Origin of the sequence: Amycolatopsis sp. NPDC051128 (genome assembly GCF_040682715.1) — a bacterium.
Lineage (GTDB): Bacteria > Actinomycetota > Actinomycetes > Mycobacteriales > Pseudonocardiaceae > Amycolatopsis.
Genome location: NZ_JBFBBN010000020.1, coordinates 101,794 through 115,861 on the forward strand (window position 1 = coordinate 101,794; position 14,068 = coordinate 115,861).

The window sequence follows — 14,068 nt, forward strand, 5'->3', positions numbered from 1 at the left end:
ACCTAACCGATGTCAGGTAAGCGATTGACGCGGGAGGCGCGGCGCGAGCGGATCCTCGCGGCGGCCAGCGAGGTGTTCGCTTCGGCCGGCTACGACGCGGCCGGGATGCGCGAGGTCGCCGCGGCCGCCGGGATCAGCACACCGGTGCTCTACGACCACTTCCCGGCGAAGGCGGAGCTGTACGCGGCGCTCCTGGAGTCCGAAGTGGACGGATTGCTGGCCGGCTGGGGCTCGCTTCCGCGGTCGGACGATCCGGAGGTCCTGTTGCGAAGCCGCGTCGCGGCGATCCTGGCGTGGATCGAATCCCACGAGCGAGGCTGGCGGATGATCTTCGCGGAGTCGCCGTCCGACCCGGTGGTCGCCTCGGTGCACCGAGCCGGCCAGGCGAGAGCGACCGCGAACCTGACCGCGCTGTTCCACGGCATCCCGAGCCTCGGCCTGACGGCGCGCATCCCGCGTGAGCTCGCCGACGAGGCACTGGCGGACGCCTGCAAGAGCGCCCTCAACGCGATCGCGACGTGGTGGTGGCGCCACCGCGAGGTCCCGCGCGACGAGGTGGTGGCGCTGACGGTCGACCTGCTGTGGCGCGGGCTCGGCACACTGATGAAGGGGGAACGATGAGCACGGAGACGTACCGCCGCGCGGCCGAAGCGGGCGACGTGGACCTGGCGCTGACGGCGTTCGCGCCGGACGCGGTGCTGCGTTCACCGCTGACGTCCCGCGTGCGCTTCACCGGACACGCGGAACTGCGGCCGCTGATCGAGGTGGCGTACGCGCACCTGTCGGAGATCCGGTTCCACACGGACGTCGGCGACGAGCGGACGCGGGTGGTGGTCTACTCCGCCCGGATCGGCGGCGAGGACATCGAAGAGGCGACGCTGGTGAAGCTGAACGACGAGGGCCTGATCGTGGAGGCGACGTTGTTCGTGCGGACGTTGCCGGCGTTGGTGGCGTTGATGGACCGGTTCGGCCCGGACATCGCCCGCCGCAACGGCCGCCCGCTGGTCGCACGGGTGTTGAGCGTGCTGACGAAGCCGCTGCTGGCGATGGTGCGGTCGGGGGACCGGCACGCGGTCCCGCTGACCGCTCCCCGGGCCGGGTAGCGCGACTCGAGTCCGTCAGTCCGCCAAGCCCGCCGCGGCCAACGCCTTCCGCGTGCCCAACCCCGCACCCGCCCCGTAGGCCCGCTCGAAATCCTTCGCCCCCAAGGCCGCCACCACCCTGGCCCGCACCGAGGAGGCGTCCGGGTCCCCGCTGATCGCCGTCCCACGGACCGCCGCCGCCGCGCCGAGCAGCACCGCTGCCTGTTCCGGCTGGGCCGCCGCCCCGGCCAGGCCCTCCAAGGCGAAGGCCATCACGTCGCCCGCGTGCCACTGCCGGGCGGTCAGCAATGCCGAGCGGTGCAGCCGAGCCGCCTCGTCCGGCCGCCCTTCGACACAGGACAGCCAGCCCAGCGAGATCATCGCCGCCGCGCGGACCGACTCCGCCGCGAACGAGCCGCCCGTGCACTCCGCCAGCGCGCGTTCGTTCAACGAGCGTGCCGTGACCAGGTCGCCTTCGTGCCGGGACAGGTTCGCCAGCCCGATGTACGCCGCCGCGCGGGATTCCGGCATGCCCGAACGGCGGGCCGTCGCCACCGCCCGTTCGTAGTCCGCCCGGGCGCCCGCGTGGTCGCCCTGGAGGAGACGGGTCCAGGCGCGGCGGCCGATCAGGTCCGCGGCGTCGTCCGTCGCGCCGATCTCGTGCATCAGGCCCAGTGCCTCGTCCATCAGCGGCAGCGCGGCGTCGTGGTCGCCGCGCCACGTCAGCAGCTGCGAAAGGTGGTCGAGCGCCATCGACAGGCCCCACCGCTCACCCAGCGCGCGGAACTGCGCCGCGCCCTCGCGCAGGCCTTCCTCGGCCCCGGCCGGGTCGCCCGCCATCATCGCGCGCAGGCCCACGCCCATCGGCAGCAGCGCCCAGGCCCACGCGTCGCCGTGCGCCAGCAGGCCTTCGGCGCGGCCGGCCAGCTCCGTGTCGTCACCGGGCGGGCCGACGACCACGCCCAGGAGCATCACCAGCATCGGGTTGCGGGGCGCCCAGTCGCTGTCCGTCGCGTACCGCCGGACCAGCGGCAGGTACTGCTCCAGCGACTCGTGCGGCGCACCGGACATCGCCTCGAGCACGCAGACCAGGAACTCTTCGACGTACTGCTCGCGCACCTCCGGCGGGCACCGCGAAACCACGGCCAGCGACAGCCCGGCGCCCTCGAACCGCCGTCCGCGCATCCACCAGTACATCGCCAGCAGCGGCACCAGCCGCAGCGCCAGCACGACGTCGTTGCCGGTCGCCCAGCGCAACGCGGCCAGGAGGTTGTCGTAGTCGGCGTCGATCCGCCCGAGCCACTCCAGCTGCGCCGCCGTCCGCAGCATCGGATCGGCTTCTTCGGCGAACCGCAGGAAGTACTCCGCGTGGGCGCGGTGGATCGCCTCGGCCTCGCCCGCTTCGGCGAGCTTCTCCGCGCCGAACGCGCGGATCGTCTCCAGCATCCGGAATCGCCCGCCGGCCACTTCGACCAGCGACTTGTCCGCCAGTTCCGGCAGCAGGTCGGGGTCCGCGCCGCAGACCTCGGCGGCGGCCGCCGCGGTCGCGCCGCCGGGGAACACCGTCAGCCGCCGCGCCAGCTCGCGCTCCTCGTCGCCGAGCAGGTCCCAGCTCCATTCGACGACGCCGCGCAGCGAGCGGTGGCGCGCCTCGGCCGTCCGGCTGCCGCGGGCGAGCAGCCGGAACCGGTCGTCGAGCCGGGTCGCGATCTCGCCGAGGTCCAGGGTCCGGACGCGCGCCGCGGCCAGCTCCAGTGCCAACGGCAGGCCGTCGAGGGCCGCGCAGACGTGCTGGACGTCGCCGATCGTCGACTCGTCCACGGCGAACGCGGGGTCGCTCGCGGCGGCGCGGTCGGCGAACAACCGGATCGCCGGGAACTCCAGGGCCCGCGCGGCGGACGTCCCGGGCGGCGGGACGGCCAGCCGCGGCACCGGCGCCAGCTGCTCGCCGGTGATGCCGAGCGGCTCGCGGCTGGTGGCCAGCACCCGCAGGCCGGGGCACGCGGCGAGCAGCCGCGCGGCCAGCCGGGCCGCGACGTCGACGACGTGCTCGCAGTTGTCGAGCACCAGCAGCGTCGCGCGGTCCCGCAGCGCCGCGACCAGCCGCTCGGCCGGATCCTGCGCGCCGCCGCGCGTGGTGAGCGGGGCGTCGCGCAGGCCGAGCGCGGTCAGCACCGCGCGGGCGACGCCGGCACTGTCGTGCGGGGCCAGCTCGACGAAGGCGACCGGCCCGGCCTCGGCCGCCGAAACCTCGACCGCCAGCCGCGTCTTGCCGGTGCCGCCCGGCCCGGTGAGCGTCACGAGCCGGTTGTGCGCCAGCAGGTCCGTGACCTGCCGCAGCTCGGCGTCCCGGCCGACGAAGCTGGTCAGCTGCGCGGGCAACGCCGAGATCGCCGGCTTCTCGCCGTCGCCGCGGAGCACGGCGAGGTGCGCTTCGGCGAGGTCGGGGCCGGGGTCGGCGCCCAGCTCGTCGGCCAGCGTCCGGCGGGCGTCCTCGAACGCGGCGAGCGCGTCGGCCGGCCGTCCCGCGGCGGCCAGCGCGCGGACCAGCTGCGCGCGCGGCCGTTCCCGCAGCGGCCGGGCGGTGACGGTCTCCCGCAGCCCGGCGAGGACGTCGTCGGCCTGCCCCAGCGCCAGCCGCGCCTCGACGTGGTCGTCCACCGCGTCCGCCCGCAGCTCCTCGAGCCGGGTCGCCTGGGCGGCGGCGAACGGCGCGTCCGTCAGGTCGGTGAACGCGGGCCCCCGCCACAACGCGAGCGCCTCGCCCAGCACGGCCGCCGCTCGCGCGTGCTCCCCGGTCTTCAGCAGCGCCCGGCCTTCGCGCGCGAGCCGCTCGAAGCGGTGGACGTCGACCTCGTCCGGCTCGACGGCCAGCCGGTACCCGGCCGCGGTGAACTCGACCGGCGCCGGGTCCTTCAACGCCGCCCGCAGCCGCGACACCTGCGACTGGAGCGCGTTGGCCGCGCCGTCCGGCGGGTGCTCGCCGTACATGCCGTCGATCAGCCGTTCGGCCGGGACGAACCGCCCGGCTTCGAGCGCGAGCAGCGCCAGCAGCGTCCGCGACCGCGGGCCACCCACCGCCACCTGCCTGCCGTCCGGGAGCCACGCGGCGACGGCCCCCAGCACCCCGATCCGCATGCGCCCAGCGTAGGACGTCCTTCGGCGTGCGGTGGGAATCACTCGAAAGTGCGGTTCGGCGTGGGGCTGTGAATCAGCTGAGCGTGCGTCTATACACTTCGCCGGGTCCCCACGCAATGGGAGAGGTATGCCGTCCGAGAGCATTGCCCTAGGTCAGCCGACCGTGGGCGAAGAGGAACTCGCCGCCGTCGCCGAAGTCTTCCGGTCCGGCTGGCTGGCCGGTGCCGGCCCGGCGTGCCGCCGCTTCGAAGAGCGGTTCGCGAAGGTCACGGGCACCGCGCACGCGCTGACCACCGCCAACTGCGGCTCGGCGCTCTTCCTGGGCCTCAAGGTGCTGGGCGTCCGGCCCGGCGACGAGGTCATCGTCGGCGACTACACCTTCCCGGCCACCGGCCACGCCGTCGTGCAGGCCGGCGCGACGCCGGTGTTCGCCGACATCCGCCCGGACACCTTCAGCGCCGACGCGGCGCACGTCGAAGCCCTGGTCACGCCGCGAACGGTCGGCATCATCGCCGTCGACGTCGCGGGCCAGCCCGGTGACTACGACGACTACCGCGCGATCGCCGACAAGCACGGCCTGTGGCTGTTCGAGGACGCCGCGTGCGCCGCGGGCGCGACCTACCGGACGCGCCCGGCCGGCAGCCTCGCCGACCTCGCCGCGTTCTCCTTCCACGGCCGCAAGGGCATCACCGCCGGCGAAGGCGGCGCGCTGGTCTCGGACCGCGAGGACCTCATCGCGCACGCCCGCAAGCTGCACACCTACGGCATCGAGCCGGCGATCAGCCGCGAAGGCTCGAACGCGCTGCCGATCCCCGAGTTCCACGAGCTCGGCTACAACTTCCGGCTGTCCGACGTCCAGGCCGCGATCATGAACGTCCAGCTCGACCGCCTGCCGGACCTCCTCGCCGCCCGCCGCTCGGTCGCGAAGCGCTACCACGAGGCGTTCGAAGGCGTCGACGCGCTGACCGTGCCGGCCGAGCTGCCCGACCGCGAGCACCCGTGGCAGGCCTACCTGCTCACGGTCGCGCCCGAGGTCAGCCGCGACACCCTCGCGCTGCGTATTCGTGAGCGAGGCGTCCAGTGCAACTTCGGCACGTACGCCTCGCACCTCCAGCCGGTCTACGGGCCTCAGGCCCCGCTGCCCGTGTCGGCCGACGCGTTCGCGCGCCAGCTGGCCATCCCGATGCACGCCAACCTGACCGACGCCGAAGTCGCCCGCGTCGGCGAAGTGGTGCGCGAAGCCGTGCAGTCCCTGTCCTGAAGCCACCTACCGAGGAGAAATTGGTGTCCGACAAGAAGGTGCTCTTCACCGGCGGCGGCGGGTTCATCGCCGCGCACGTGATCCCGCTCCTGATCGAGGGTGGCTACACGGTCCGCGTCTTCGACAACATGACGCGCGGCGACCGGGCCCGCGTCAACGAGTTCGTCGCCACCGGCCAGGTCGAGCTCGTGGAGAAGGACGTCCGCTACGGCGGCGCGGTGCGCGAGGCGATGCGCGGCTGCACGCACGTCATCCACTTCGCGACGGTGTCGATCAACAAGTCGATCGCCGACCCGCACGAGTCGATCGACATCAACATGATCGGCAACCACAACGTGTTCGCCGCGGCGGCGGACGAGGGCGTCGAGCGGCTGGTGTTCGCCTCGACCGCGTCGGTCTACGGCGACCCGAAGCGGCTGCCGATGCACGAGGACGACGAACTGCGCCCCCTCACGCCGTACTGCATCTCGAAGCGCGCGGGCGAGGACCTGCTCGGCTTCTACGAGCGCACCAAGGGCCTGTCCTGGAACGCGCTGCGGTTCTTCAACGTGTACGGCCCCGGCCAGAAGATCGAGGCCTACTACACCTCGGTGATCAACCACTTCATCCAGCGCCTGCGCGCCGGCCGGCCGCCGATCATCGACGGCCGCGGCGACCAGTCGATGGACTTCGTGCACGTCACCGACCTCGCCCGGTCCGTCGTCGCGGCGCTGGAGTCGGAGAAGGCGAACCTGCCGATCAACATCGGCACCGGCATCGACACGTCGATCGCCGCGCTCGCCAAGATCCTCATCGAGGCCGTCGGCGTCGACGTCGAGCCGCTGTTCAACGAGCGTGACGTGCTGGTCTCGCGGCGTGCCGCCGACATCAGCCGCGCCCGCGAGGTGCTGGGCTGGGAGCCGCTGATCACCGTCGAGGACGGTATGCGAGAACTGGTCAAGGAAACCGAGTGAATGCCACCGCGGGCCCGGCCCGAGGACGTGCGATGCGCATCGCGGTGGTGAACAACTTCTTCCCGCCTCGGGTGGGCGGCAGCGCGCACATGGCGGCGTCGCTGGCGGCGCAGTTCGTGGCGGCCGGGCACGAGGTCCTGGCCATCACGGCGGCCTACGACGAGGCCCCGGCCGAGGAGGAGCGCGACGGCTACCGCGTCGTCCGCGTCCCGGCGGTGAAGATGCCGCAGATCGGCCTGTCGATCGACTTCGACATGAGCTTCGCGTCGCTGCGGCCGGGCAACTGGCGGCGGCTGTGGAAGCTGCTGGACGAGTTCAAGCCGGACGCGATCCACCTCCACGGCCAGTTCTTCGACCTGTCGTGGCTGGCCGGGATCTACGCGCGGCGGCGGCATATCCCGACGCTGCTCACCATCCACACCCTGCTGATCAGCGACAACAAGCTGTACGGCGGCGTGTTCCGGCTGCTCGACGCCGTGCTCGTGCGGCCGATCCTGAGCTACCTCAAGCCCCGCTACGTCATCCTCGACAAGCTCGGCGTCGACTACTGCGTCGATCGCTACGGCACCAGCGACGCGAATTCGGAGTACTTCCCGATCGCCGTCGACACCGGCCACTTCGCGAAGCCGGTCACGAAGGACGTCCGCGCGGAGCACGAGATCGGCGACGCGCCGCTGATCGTCTCGCTCGGGCACGTGATCCCGCTGCGGAACCGGCTGCCGCTGATCGAGGCGCTGCCGTCCATCCTGGACAAGCACCCCGGGCTCCGGGTCGTCGTCGTCGGCCGCGTCTACCACGACGCTTTCCTGAAGCGGGCCGCCGAGCTGGGTGTTTCGGACGCGCTGGTCGTCACCGGCGCGGTGCCGAAGGAAGACGTCCCGGCGTACTTCGCGGCGGCGGACATCGTCACGCACGACCTCAACGGCGGCTGCGGCACGGCGTCGCTGGAGGCGATGCTGTCCGGCACGGCGACGATCGCGTCGGTCACCGAGGACAACTACCCCGGCATCGAGCTGCGCAACGGCGAGAACGTGCTGCTGGTCCGCCCGGACGACTCGGAAGCCGTGGCCCGCACGGTGATCGAGCTGCTCGACGACCCGGAGTGGCGGGCGCTGATCGCGCAGCGGGAGAGCGAGCTGGTGCGGTCGAACTTCGGCCTCGACGTCGTCGCCGAAGAACATTTGAGGACGTTCGAGAAGCTGGTGTCGGAAGCCGATGTTCTTCGATGACGAGCGCAGCCACCGGCTGCGCCCGCAGATCCTGACCGAGCTCGTCTCGCAGTACATGAACGACGCCGAGCGGGCTCGGTTCTACGGGCTGCCTTCGACGTGCCGGGTGCGCGAACGCGTCAAGATCATCAGCCCCGAGAATCTCACGATGGGCGACCACTGCTGGATCGGCGAAGGCGCGGCGCTCGACGCGAGCGGCGGCCTGGAGATCGGCGAGCACACCAGCATCGGGCTGAACACGCTGATCTTCACGCACTCCAGCTGGCTCGCGAACATGACGCTGCAGAACCATTCGGGCAGCGACCTGATCGAGCGCAAGCCGGTGAAGATCGGCAAGGGCTGTTTCATCGGCGGCCTGGTGGTGATCATGGCAGGCGTGACGATCGGCGACTTCGCCACGGTGCAGCCGAACTCGGTGGTGGCGAAGGACGTCCCGCCGCGCACGCTGGTGGCCGGCAACCCGGCCCGGGTGTTCCAGCGCTACGACGAGGAGTACATCCAGTCCGAAGTGGACCGGGTCCGTACGGAGAACGCCCGCCGCCGCGCGATCGCCGAGGAACGCGGCGGCGGCGAAGCTTCCGGCTGGGGCGCCCCGTCGGGCGACTTTTCGGAGTAGCTGTCCGCCGGGTGTGACATTTCGGGCTGGAGAGCCCCATCGGGCGACTACTCAGAGCAGTGGCAATTCGGCAGTCTGACGTGAGAAGATGACGTCCAGTAACTGACGGTGGGGAGAAGGCGGATGAGTGTCATGGAATGGCCGCATCGCTTTCTGACCCTCGACGACTGGGCCGAACTCCCGGAAACGCGGGAGTTCCATGTCGAGGTGGTCGAAGGGGTTCTCGCTGTGTCGCCGCGCCCGTTGTCGTTGCATCAGCGTGCCATCAACAGACTGACTTACTGGCTCGAGGAGCAGCTTCCGGCCGGCTACAGCGCGTTGCAAGAAGTAGAGATCGTCATCGACGAGACGCCGCTGACCGTCCGAGTTCCTGACGTGATCGTTGTCGCCACGGATCTGGTCGAGGCGAATCCGCCACGCTATGACGCTCGCGCCGTTCGGATGGCGATCGAGGTGCTTTCGGAGGGGAGCCGACGGACCGACCGTGTCACAAAGTTCTCCGAGTACGCCGAGGCGGGTATCGAACATTACTGGATCGTCGACATCGATCCTCCGGCCAGCATGATCACCTATCGGCTGATCAATGAGGTCTACGAGGACTTCGGCGAGCGGTCGGGTCACGCGGAAGTCGAGTTCGACGGCACGCCGCTCAAGTTCGATCTGAACGCGCTGACGTCTCGCACTCAGCGGCCCTGACTTCGAAGTGGATGACGGCGGCGTCGACGTCATGGTCGACGCCGCCGTCGTGGAGCCGCCCGGCACGATCATCAGTCATGCGGCGGTGAAGATTCCCCCCAAGGTGTGTACGGGGGACAATCTAGCTCCATGTCACCGTCCGTGGGGTATCGGTAACACAACGTTTCAGCCGTGGCCGACGCCCGTGTCGCCCGCCGGGAGCTCGTTGCCCGCCGCGTCGTAGGCCGTCAGGTTCTCCGGGTCGGGCCCGTTCGGGTTGAACCAGAACACGACCACGTTCGGGTCCGCGCTCCAGCGGGCCTGGTGCGCCACCCCGATCGTGCCGTAGATCCGGCCCGTGATCTTCGCGGCCGGGCCGTAGTAGTAACCGAAGCTCGGCACGTCGTGGCCGTCGATGGTCAGGGCGCTGGTCACCGCGTGGAAGCCCGGCGCCTTGTCGGAGCCCGCCGTCTCGTTCGTGATGACCAGGTCCTTCAGGCCACCCGCCGCGTCACGCGCGCCGGCCATGATGCCGAACGTCGTCTCCGGGAGCCGCGGCTCCTGCATCTTGACGCCGTAGTAGACGACGTCGCCGAAGCCCGACGGGATGACGTCGCCCAGCACCTCGTGCTCGGACGCGGCCACGCGGGTCGGCGGCGGCGACGGCGACGCGGCCACGACCGGCGCGGCCGGCGCGGAGGCGGCGCTCGCGGTGGTCAGGACGCCGGACACCACCAGCGCACCGCACGCGACGGCGACCGTGCCGGCGATGGCGAGACGTTTCTTCAAAGGCTTTCTCCCTCAGTCGGCTCCCCGGCCGGGCCGGGGAGCAAGATCGTCCGCAGGACATGACGGGCGTAGGCTCGAAAAGGTTGAGAAGCAACCTTCCCGCAGCCCGGCCGTCGCTGGGGGAGAGGAACAAGGGGGACGCATGGCGCGCGGCGACGACGAGTTCGCGGAGTTCGTCCGCGCGTCGTCGGCCCGGCTCACGCACGCCGCGTACCTGCTCACCGGCGACCGCCACCAGGCCGAGGACGCCACCCAGACGGCCTTCACCCGCACGTACGCGGCCTGGTCGCGGGTCCGGCACAAGGACGCCTACGGCTACGCCCGGACCGTCCTGGTGAACCACGTCATCGACGGCTGGCGGCGCCCGATCCGCGAATACGCCACCGAGACGATGCCCGAGCGGCCGGCCCGCCTCGACGTCGACAAGGCCGTCACCCAGCGCGCGTGGCTCACCGCGGTGCTCAAGACGCTGACGGACCGCGAACGCGCCGTCGTCGTGCTGCGCCACTTCTTCGACCTGCCCGAAGCGGACGTGGCCCGTGAGCTCGGGGTTTCGCTGGGTACCGTGAAGAGCACGAACTCGCGGGCGCTGGCCAAGCTGCGGGTCGAGGCGGACACCGGGGACACGCTGATCGGAGGGAGCGGGCGATGAACGATCTCGACGACTTCCGCGCGGCCCTCCGGCAACCGCCCGACGAGCCGTTCGCCGAGCCGGACCTGGCCAGGATCATGGCCGACGGCACGCGTATCCGGCGTCGACGCCGCGTGGTGACCAGCGCCGCCGGGATCGCCGCCGCGGCCGTCGTCGTGCTGGTGGTGGCGTTCGCCGTCCAGCTGCGGCAGCCCGCGCCGGCACCGGTCGCGCAGCAACCGTCGCCCGTCTCGGTCACTCCGATGAAGACACCGAACACACCGTCGACCGGGCCGCCCGAGGCACGACCGATGGGGGAAGTCGTCGGGACCGGGATCCGGACCAGCGCCGGCGAAATCGTCTTGTTCGCGCGGGCCATCGACGAACCGCGGATGCTGCCGGACGTCCACTTCGGCGTGGTGGCCGGGCTCCGGTCCGGGGCCTCGCTGCGGCCACTGCTGGTCAGCAACGAGATCCGCGGCTCCGACCGGTCGTTCGGCTTCCACGCCACCGACGGCGGCGAACTCGTCCAGGACCAGCTCATCCCGGTCTTCGGCTACTTCACCGGTCCGGCGGCGAAGATCACCACGACGGTGCGCGGCAAGACCGTCGAAGCCACCCTGGCCAAGTGGAGCGTGGACCCGGACGTGGTCTTCTTCTGGTTCGACCCCGCCGCCGTGCCGGACTCCGGCGCGCTCACTCCGTTGGTCGCCTACGACGCCAACGGGAAGCGGCTCACCAAGTAGTCCAAGTAGTCCAAGTAGTCAGGCGGCGGCCTGGGTGAGGACCTGCTCGACGACGTGGTGCGACGGCAGGATCAGGTCGCGCTCGGTGGCCGCGTCGACCTTGCCCTCCAGCAGGTCGCAGAACCGGTCCAGCTGTGTGGCGAGGGGCTCCCGGGCCGTGACGAGCTCCGGAATTTCGATCACCGTCTGCTGCCGGTAGCCGAGGCCGTCCGGGGTGACGGAGTCGTGCGACACGTGCCGGTAGATCGTGACGTCGCGGCGCAGCAGGTCGATCTCGATCAGCCGGTCGAGCTCCGAAACCATCAGCGACCGGACCTTCCGCTGCCCCAGCCGCGAGGCCGAAACCGTGGCCAGGCCGGTCGGGAACGACAGCACCGTCTCGATGGTGTCCTCGGCGCCGTCGACCGACTGCGGGTGGAAGTAGCCCGCGCCGGACGTCACGCGCGCCGGCGTCGCGCCGCCGAAGAACTGGATCGCCAGGTCGACGTCGTGCACCAGCAGGTCCCACGCGACGCCGGTCTTGATCCGCGGCGCGTACGGGCCGTGCCGGCGCGCCATCAGGTGCACCGGCGCCTGGACCAGCGCCAGGGCGGTCATGACCGCGGGGTTGTACCGCTCCAGCAGCCCGCACATCAGCGGGATGTCGTTCTTCGCCGACAGCGCGACGATCTCCCGCGACAGCTCGAAGCTGTTGCACACCGGCTTTTCCACCAGCATCGGCTTGCCCTGGCCGAGGATCTCCTGCGCCAGGTCGTAGTGCGCCTCGGTGGCCGACGCCAGCACGACGGCGTCCACATCGGACAGTGAGCCGATCTCGGGCGTCCACTGCGTCTCGTACCGCTCGGCGACGGCCTTGCCCGCTTCCTCGCGCGGATCGATCACGCGGACGAGGTCGACGCGTTCGTTCCCGGCGAGCACGCGGGCGTGGAGGGAACCCATGTTCCCCGTCCCGACAACAGCGATCCGATGGGTCATGCGCCCAGTACCTCGCGAACGGTCTCGATGATGGTGTCCAGGTCGGACTCGGTCAGGTGCGGGTGCACGGGCAGCGAAAGCGCCTGCTGCGAGACCGCGCCGGCCACCGGGAAGTCCTCGACGCGAGCGCCCGGGATCAGGTCGTGCCCGGCGTAGCAGTCGTAGTCGAAGACGATCTTCGGGTAGTAGATGCCGTTGCCGATGCCGCGTTCGGTCAGCGCCGCGGCCAGCTCGTCGCGCGAGAGGAACGCGTGCGGCCCGACCAGCACGGTGTACTGGTGCCACACGTGCTCGCGGCCCGGCAGGACCTGCGGGATGTCCAGGCCCGGCGTGCCCGCGAGGCCTTCCGACAGCCGCTTCGCGTTCGCCTGGCGGGCGGCGGTCAGCTGGTCGAGCTTGGCCAGTTGCGGAATGCCCACCGCGGCGTGCGGGTCGGTCATCCGGTAGTTGTGGCCGGCGACCTCGTACTGGTAGCGGGCGCGCATGCCCTGGTTGCGCAGCACGCGCAGCTTGTCGGCCAGCGCGTCGTCGTCGGTCGTGATGACGCCGCCCTCGGCGGTGGTGATGTTCTTCGTCGCGTACAGCGAGAAGCAGCCGATGCCGAACGAGCCGGCCTGCCTGCCCTCGAACGACGCGCCGACGGCCTGCGCCGAGTCCTCGATGACCCGCAGGTCGTGTTCGGCGGCCAGCGGGGCGAGCTTGCCCATGTCCGCGGTCTGGCCGTAGAGGTGCACCGGCATGAGCACCTTCGTGCGGTCGGTCACGACCTTCGCGACGGCGTCGGGATCGATCGCGAAGTCGTCGCGCCGGATGTCGGCGAACCGGACGGTCGCGCCGGCCTCGAGGATCGCGTTCAGCGTCGCGACGAAGGTGAACGGCGAGGTGACGACCTCGTCGCCCGGCTTCAGGTCCAGGACCTGGAGCGCGGCGACCAGCGCCGTCGTCCCGTTGTTGACCGCGATCGCGTGCTTGGTCCCGGAGACTGCCGCGAAGGCGTCTTCGAAGCGTTTGACCATCGGTCCCTGTGCGATGGCGCCCGAGCGCAGCACCTCGACGACGAGGTCCTCCGCGTCGCGAACGTCGACCACGGTGATGGGGATCATGGGCAGTCTCTCTCGGCAGGCGATTTCGGCGCGTCCGGTACAGTGAGCCGCCGGTTCTGCGCCCGGCCGCCCTGCATGAACGCGGGCCACACGTTACCGGGCGCGGTAGCACGCCCAGTACCCAGCCGCCGACGAACGGATACCCGCCCGTGGCCAACCGCATCCACCCGACCGCCGTCATCGGCGAAGGCGTCGAACTCGGCGAGGACAACGTGATCGGACCGTTCACGGTGCTCGTCGGGCCGGCCAGGATCGGCGACGGCAACTGGATCGGCCCCCACGTGACGATCGGCACGCCCGGCGAGGACCGGCACCGGCCGCACCCCGCGGCCTGGGAAGACGCTCCGGCCGGTGACCCGGATCACGACGGCCACGGCGTCGTCATCGGCAGCCGCAACCGGATCCGCGAGTACGTGAGTGTCCACCAAGGGACCTGGCGGACGACGACGATCGGCAGCGACGGCTACTTCCTGCGCAACTCCCACATCGCGCACGACTGCCTGGTCGGCGACGGTGTGACGGTCGCCTCCAACGTCGTCACCGGTGGCCACTGCCACATCTGGGACGGCGCGAACCTCGGCATGGGGGCGATCCTGCACCAGAAGGTCGTGATCGGCCCCGGCGCGATGATCGGCATGGGATCGGCGGTGCGGCGCGAGATCGGCGCGTTCACCATCGCCGTCGGCAACCCGGCCCGGGTCACCGGTGTCAACGTGGTGGGCCTGTCCCGCCGCGGTGTCGACGAGGCGACCGTCGAGGCGCTCGGGCCGTGGCTGAAGGGCAAGGCGGGGCTCCCGGACGTCACGCTGCCCGGCGACCTCTCTACCTTGGTCAAGGCGTGGGACGCCCGCCCGCGCGAGGAACACTAGA

At 71.2% G+C, this 14,068-nt stretch carries 14 protein-coding genes; 10 read left to right on the forward strand and 4 right to left on the reverse strand.

The features are described 5' to 3' along the window. Positions 1–9: 9 nt before the first annotated feature. Together AB0M82_RS21745 and AB0M82_RS21750 are read left to right on the forward strand one after the other, a co-directional pair. On the forward strand, positions 10–621 hold the full coding sequence (locus tag AB0M82_RS21745; RefSeq protein WP_364724510.1) for a TetR/AcrR family transcriptional regulator: 612 nt from the start codon (positions 10–12) through the stop codon (positions 619–621). Continuing rightward, a complete protein-coding gene (locus tag AB0M82_RS21750) occupies positions 618–1,103 on the forward strand; it encodes a nuclear transport factor 2 family protein (RefSeq protein WP_364724512.1) in 486 nt (161 codons plus the stop codon). The genes AB0M82_RS21745 and AB0M82_RS21750 overlap by 4 nt, the downstream gene beginning before the upstream one ends. Positions 1,104–1,118: 15 nt before the next feature. Here the strand turns inward: AB0M82_RS21750 and AB0M82_RS21755 are convergent, their stop codons facing one another. Beyond that, positions 1,119–4,220: a BTAD domain-containing putative transcriptional regulator gene (locus tag AB0M82_RS21755; RefSeq protein WP_364724515.1), complete on the reverse strand. Its 3,102-nt coding sequence runs from the start codon at positions 4,218–4,220 to the stop codon at positions 1,119–1,121. A gap of 127 nt (positions 4,221–4,347) precedes the next feature. Between AB0M82_RS21755 and AB0M82_RS21760 the strand changes: the two genes are divergently transcribed. The 5 genes from AB0M82_RS21760 to AB0M82_RS21780 all read left to right on the forward strand — a co-directional run bounded on the left by AB0M82_RS21760 (position 4,348) and on the right by AB0M82_RS21780 (position 8,975). Further along, the gene (locus AB0M82_RS21760) at positions 4,348–5,481 is read left to right on the forward strand and encodes a DegT/DnrJ/EryC1/StrS family aminotransferase (protein ID WP_364724518.1); all 1,134 of its coding nucleotides are present in this window, start codon (positions 4,348–4,350) and stop codon (positions 5,479–5,481) included. A 23-nt stretch (positions 5,482–5,504) separates the two neighbouring features. Then, positions 5,505–6,434 (forward strand): NAD-dependent epimerase/dehydratase family protein, encoded by a 930-nt coding sequence (locus AB0M82_RS21765; protein ID WP_364724521.1) that lies wholly within the window; start codon positions 5,505–5,507, stop codon positions 6,432–6,434. 32 nt (positions 6,435–6,466) lie between these two features. Then, the gene (locus tag AB0M82_RS21770; RefSeq protein WP_364724523.1) at positions 6,467–7,663 is read left to right on the forward strand and encodes a glycosyltransferase family 4 protein; all 1,197 of its coding nucleotides are present in this window, start codon (positions 6,467–6,469) and stop codon (positions 7,661–7,663) included. Then, positions 7,650–8,279, forward strand: coding sequence for an acyltransferase (locus AB0M82_RS21775; protein ID WP_364724525.1), 630 nt, complete (start codon positions 7,650–7,652; stop codon positions 8,277–8,279). Before AB0M82_RS21770 ends, AB0M82_RS21775 begins: the two co-directional genes overlap by 14 nt. 123 nt (positions 8,280–8,402) lie before the next feature. Beyond that, the gene (locus tag AB0M82_RS21780) at positions 8,403–8,975 is read left to right on the forward strand and encodes a Uma2 family endonuclease (RefSeq protein WP_364724528.1); all 573 of its coding nucleotides are present in this window, start codon (positions 8,403–8,405) and stop codon (positions 8,973–8,975) included. A gap of 165 nt (positions 8,976–9,140) precedes the next feature. Here AB0M82_RS21780 and AB0M82_RS21785 read toward each other — a convergent pair whose 3' ends face one another. Further along, on the reverse strand, positions 9,141–9,743 hold the full coding sequence (locus AB0M82_RS21785) for a hypothetical protein (protein WP_364724530.1): 603 nt from the start codon (positions 9,741–9,743) through the stop codon (positions 9,141–9,143). 142 nt (positions 9,744–9,885) lie between these two features. On the opposite strand from AB0M82_RS21785, the gene AB0M82_RS21790 reads away from it, so the two are divergent. After that, positions 9,886–10,395, forward strand: a complete 510-nt coding sequence (locus tag AB0M82_RS21790) for a SigE family RNA polymerase sigma factor (protein WP_364724532.1) — start codon at positions 9,886–9,888, stop codon at positions 10,393–10,395. Next, a complete protein-coding gene (locus AB0M82_RS21795; RefSeq protein WP_364724535.1) occupies positions 10,392–11,120 on the forward strand; it encodes a hypothetical protein in 729 nt (242 codons plus the stop codon). Before AB0M82_RS21790 ends, AB0M82_RS21795 begins: the two co-directional genes overlap by 4 nt. 18 nt (positions 11,121–11,138) lie before the next feature. On the opposite strand, the gene AB0M82_RS21800 is transcribed toward AB0M82_RS21795, so the two are convergent. Together AB0M82_RS21800 and AB0M82_RS21805 are read right to left on the reverse strand one after the other, a co-directional pair. Further along, positions 11,139–12,095 (reverse strand): Gfo/Idh/MocA family oxidoreductase, encoded by a 957-nt coding sequence (locus AB0M82_RS21800; RefSeq protein WP_364724538.1) that lies wholly within the window; start codon positions 12,093–12,095, stop codon positions 11,139–11,141. Continuing rightward, a complete protein-coding gene (locus tag AB0M82_RS21805; protein ID WP_364724541.1) occupies positions 12,092–13,198 on the reverse strand; it encodes a DegT/DnrJ/EryC1/StrS family aminotransferase in 1,107 nt (368 codons plus the stop codon). Before AB0M82_RS21805 ends, AB0M82_RS21800 begins: the two co-directional genes overlap by 4 nt. Positions 13,199–13,347: 149 nt before the next feature. On the opposite strand from AB0M82_RS21805, the gene AB0M82_RS21810 reads away from it, so the two are divergent. Then, positions 13,348–14,067: a UDP-N-acetylglucosamine acyltransferase gene (locus AB0M82_RS21810; RefSeq protein WP_364724543.1), complete on the forward strand. Its 720-nt coding sequence runs from the start codon at positions 13,348–13,350 to the stop codon at positions 14,065–14,067. Position 14,068: the final 1 nt, after the last annotated feature.

Bases quoted from the DNA above. Each gene is read 5' to 3' on its own strand.
- AB0M82_RS21770 (WP_364724523.1), top strand. From the start codon at position 6,467: ATGCGCATCGCGGTGGTGAACAACTTCTTCCCGCCTCGGGTGGGCGGC.
- AB0M82_RS21780 (WP_364724528.1), top strand. From the start codon at position 8,403: ATGAGTGTCATGGAATGGCCGCATCGCTTTCTGACCCTCGACGACTGG.
- AB0M82_RS21790 (WP_364724532.1), top strand. From the start codon at position 9,886: ATGGCGCGCGGCGACGACGAGTTCGCGGAGTTCGTCCGCGCGTCGTCG.
- AB0M82_RS21745 (WP_364724510.1), top strand. From the start codon at position 10: ATGTCAGGTAAGCGATTGACGCGGGAGGCGCGGCGCGAGCGGATCCTC.
- AB0M82_RS21800 (WP_364724538.1), bottom strand. From the start codon at position 12,095: ATGACCCATCGGATCGCTGTTGTCGGGACGGGGAACATGGGTTCCCTC.
- AB0M82_RS21795 (WP_364724535.1), top strand. From the start codon at position 10,392: ATGAACGATCTCGACGACTTCCGCGCGGCCCTCCGGCAACCGCCCGAC.
- AB0M82_RS21755 (WP_364724515.1), bottom strand. From the start codon at position 4,220: ATGCGGATCGGGGTGCTGGGGGCCGTCGCCGCGTGGCTCCCGGACGGC.
- AB0M82_RS21805 (WP_364724541.1), bottom strand. From the start codon at position 13,198: ATGATCCCCATCACCGTGGTCGACGTTCGCGACGCGGAGGACCTCGTC.
- AB0M82_RS21750 (WP_364724512.1), top strand. From the start codon at position 618: ATGAGCACGGAGACGTACCGCCGCGCGGCCGAAGCGGGCGACGTGGAC.
- AB0M82_RS21760 (WP_364724518.1), top strand. From the start codon at position 4,348: ATGCCGTCCGAGAGCATTGCCCTAGGTCAGCCGACCGTGGGCGAAGAG.
- AB0M82_RS21775 (WP_364724525.1), top strand. From the start codon at position 7,650: ATGTTCTTCGATGACGAGCGCAGCCACCGGCTGCGCCCGCAGATCCTG.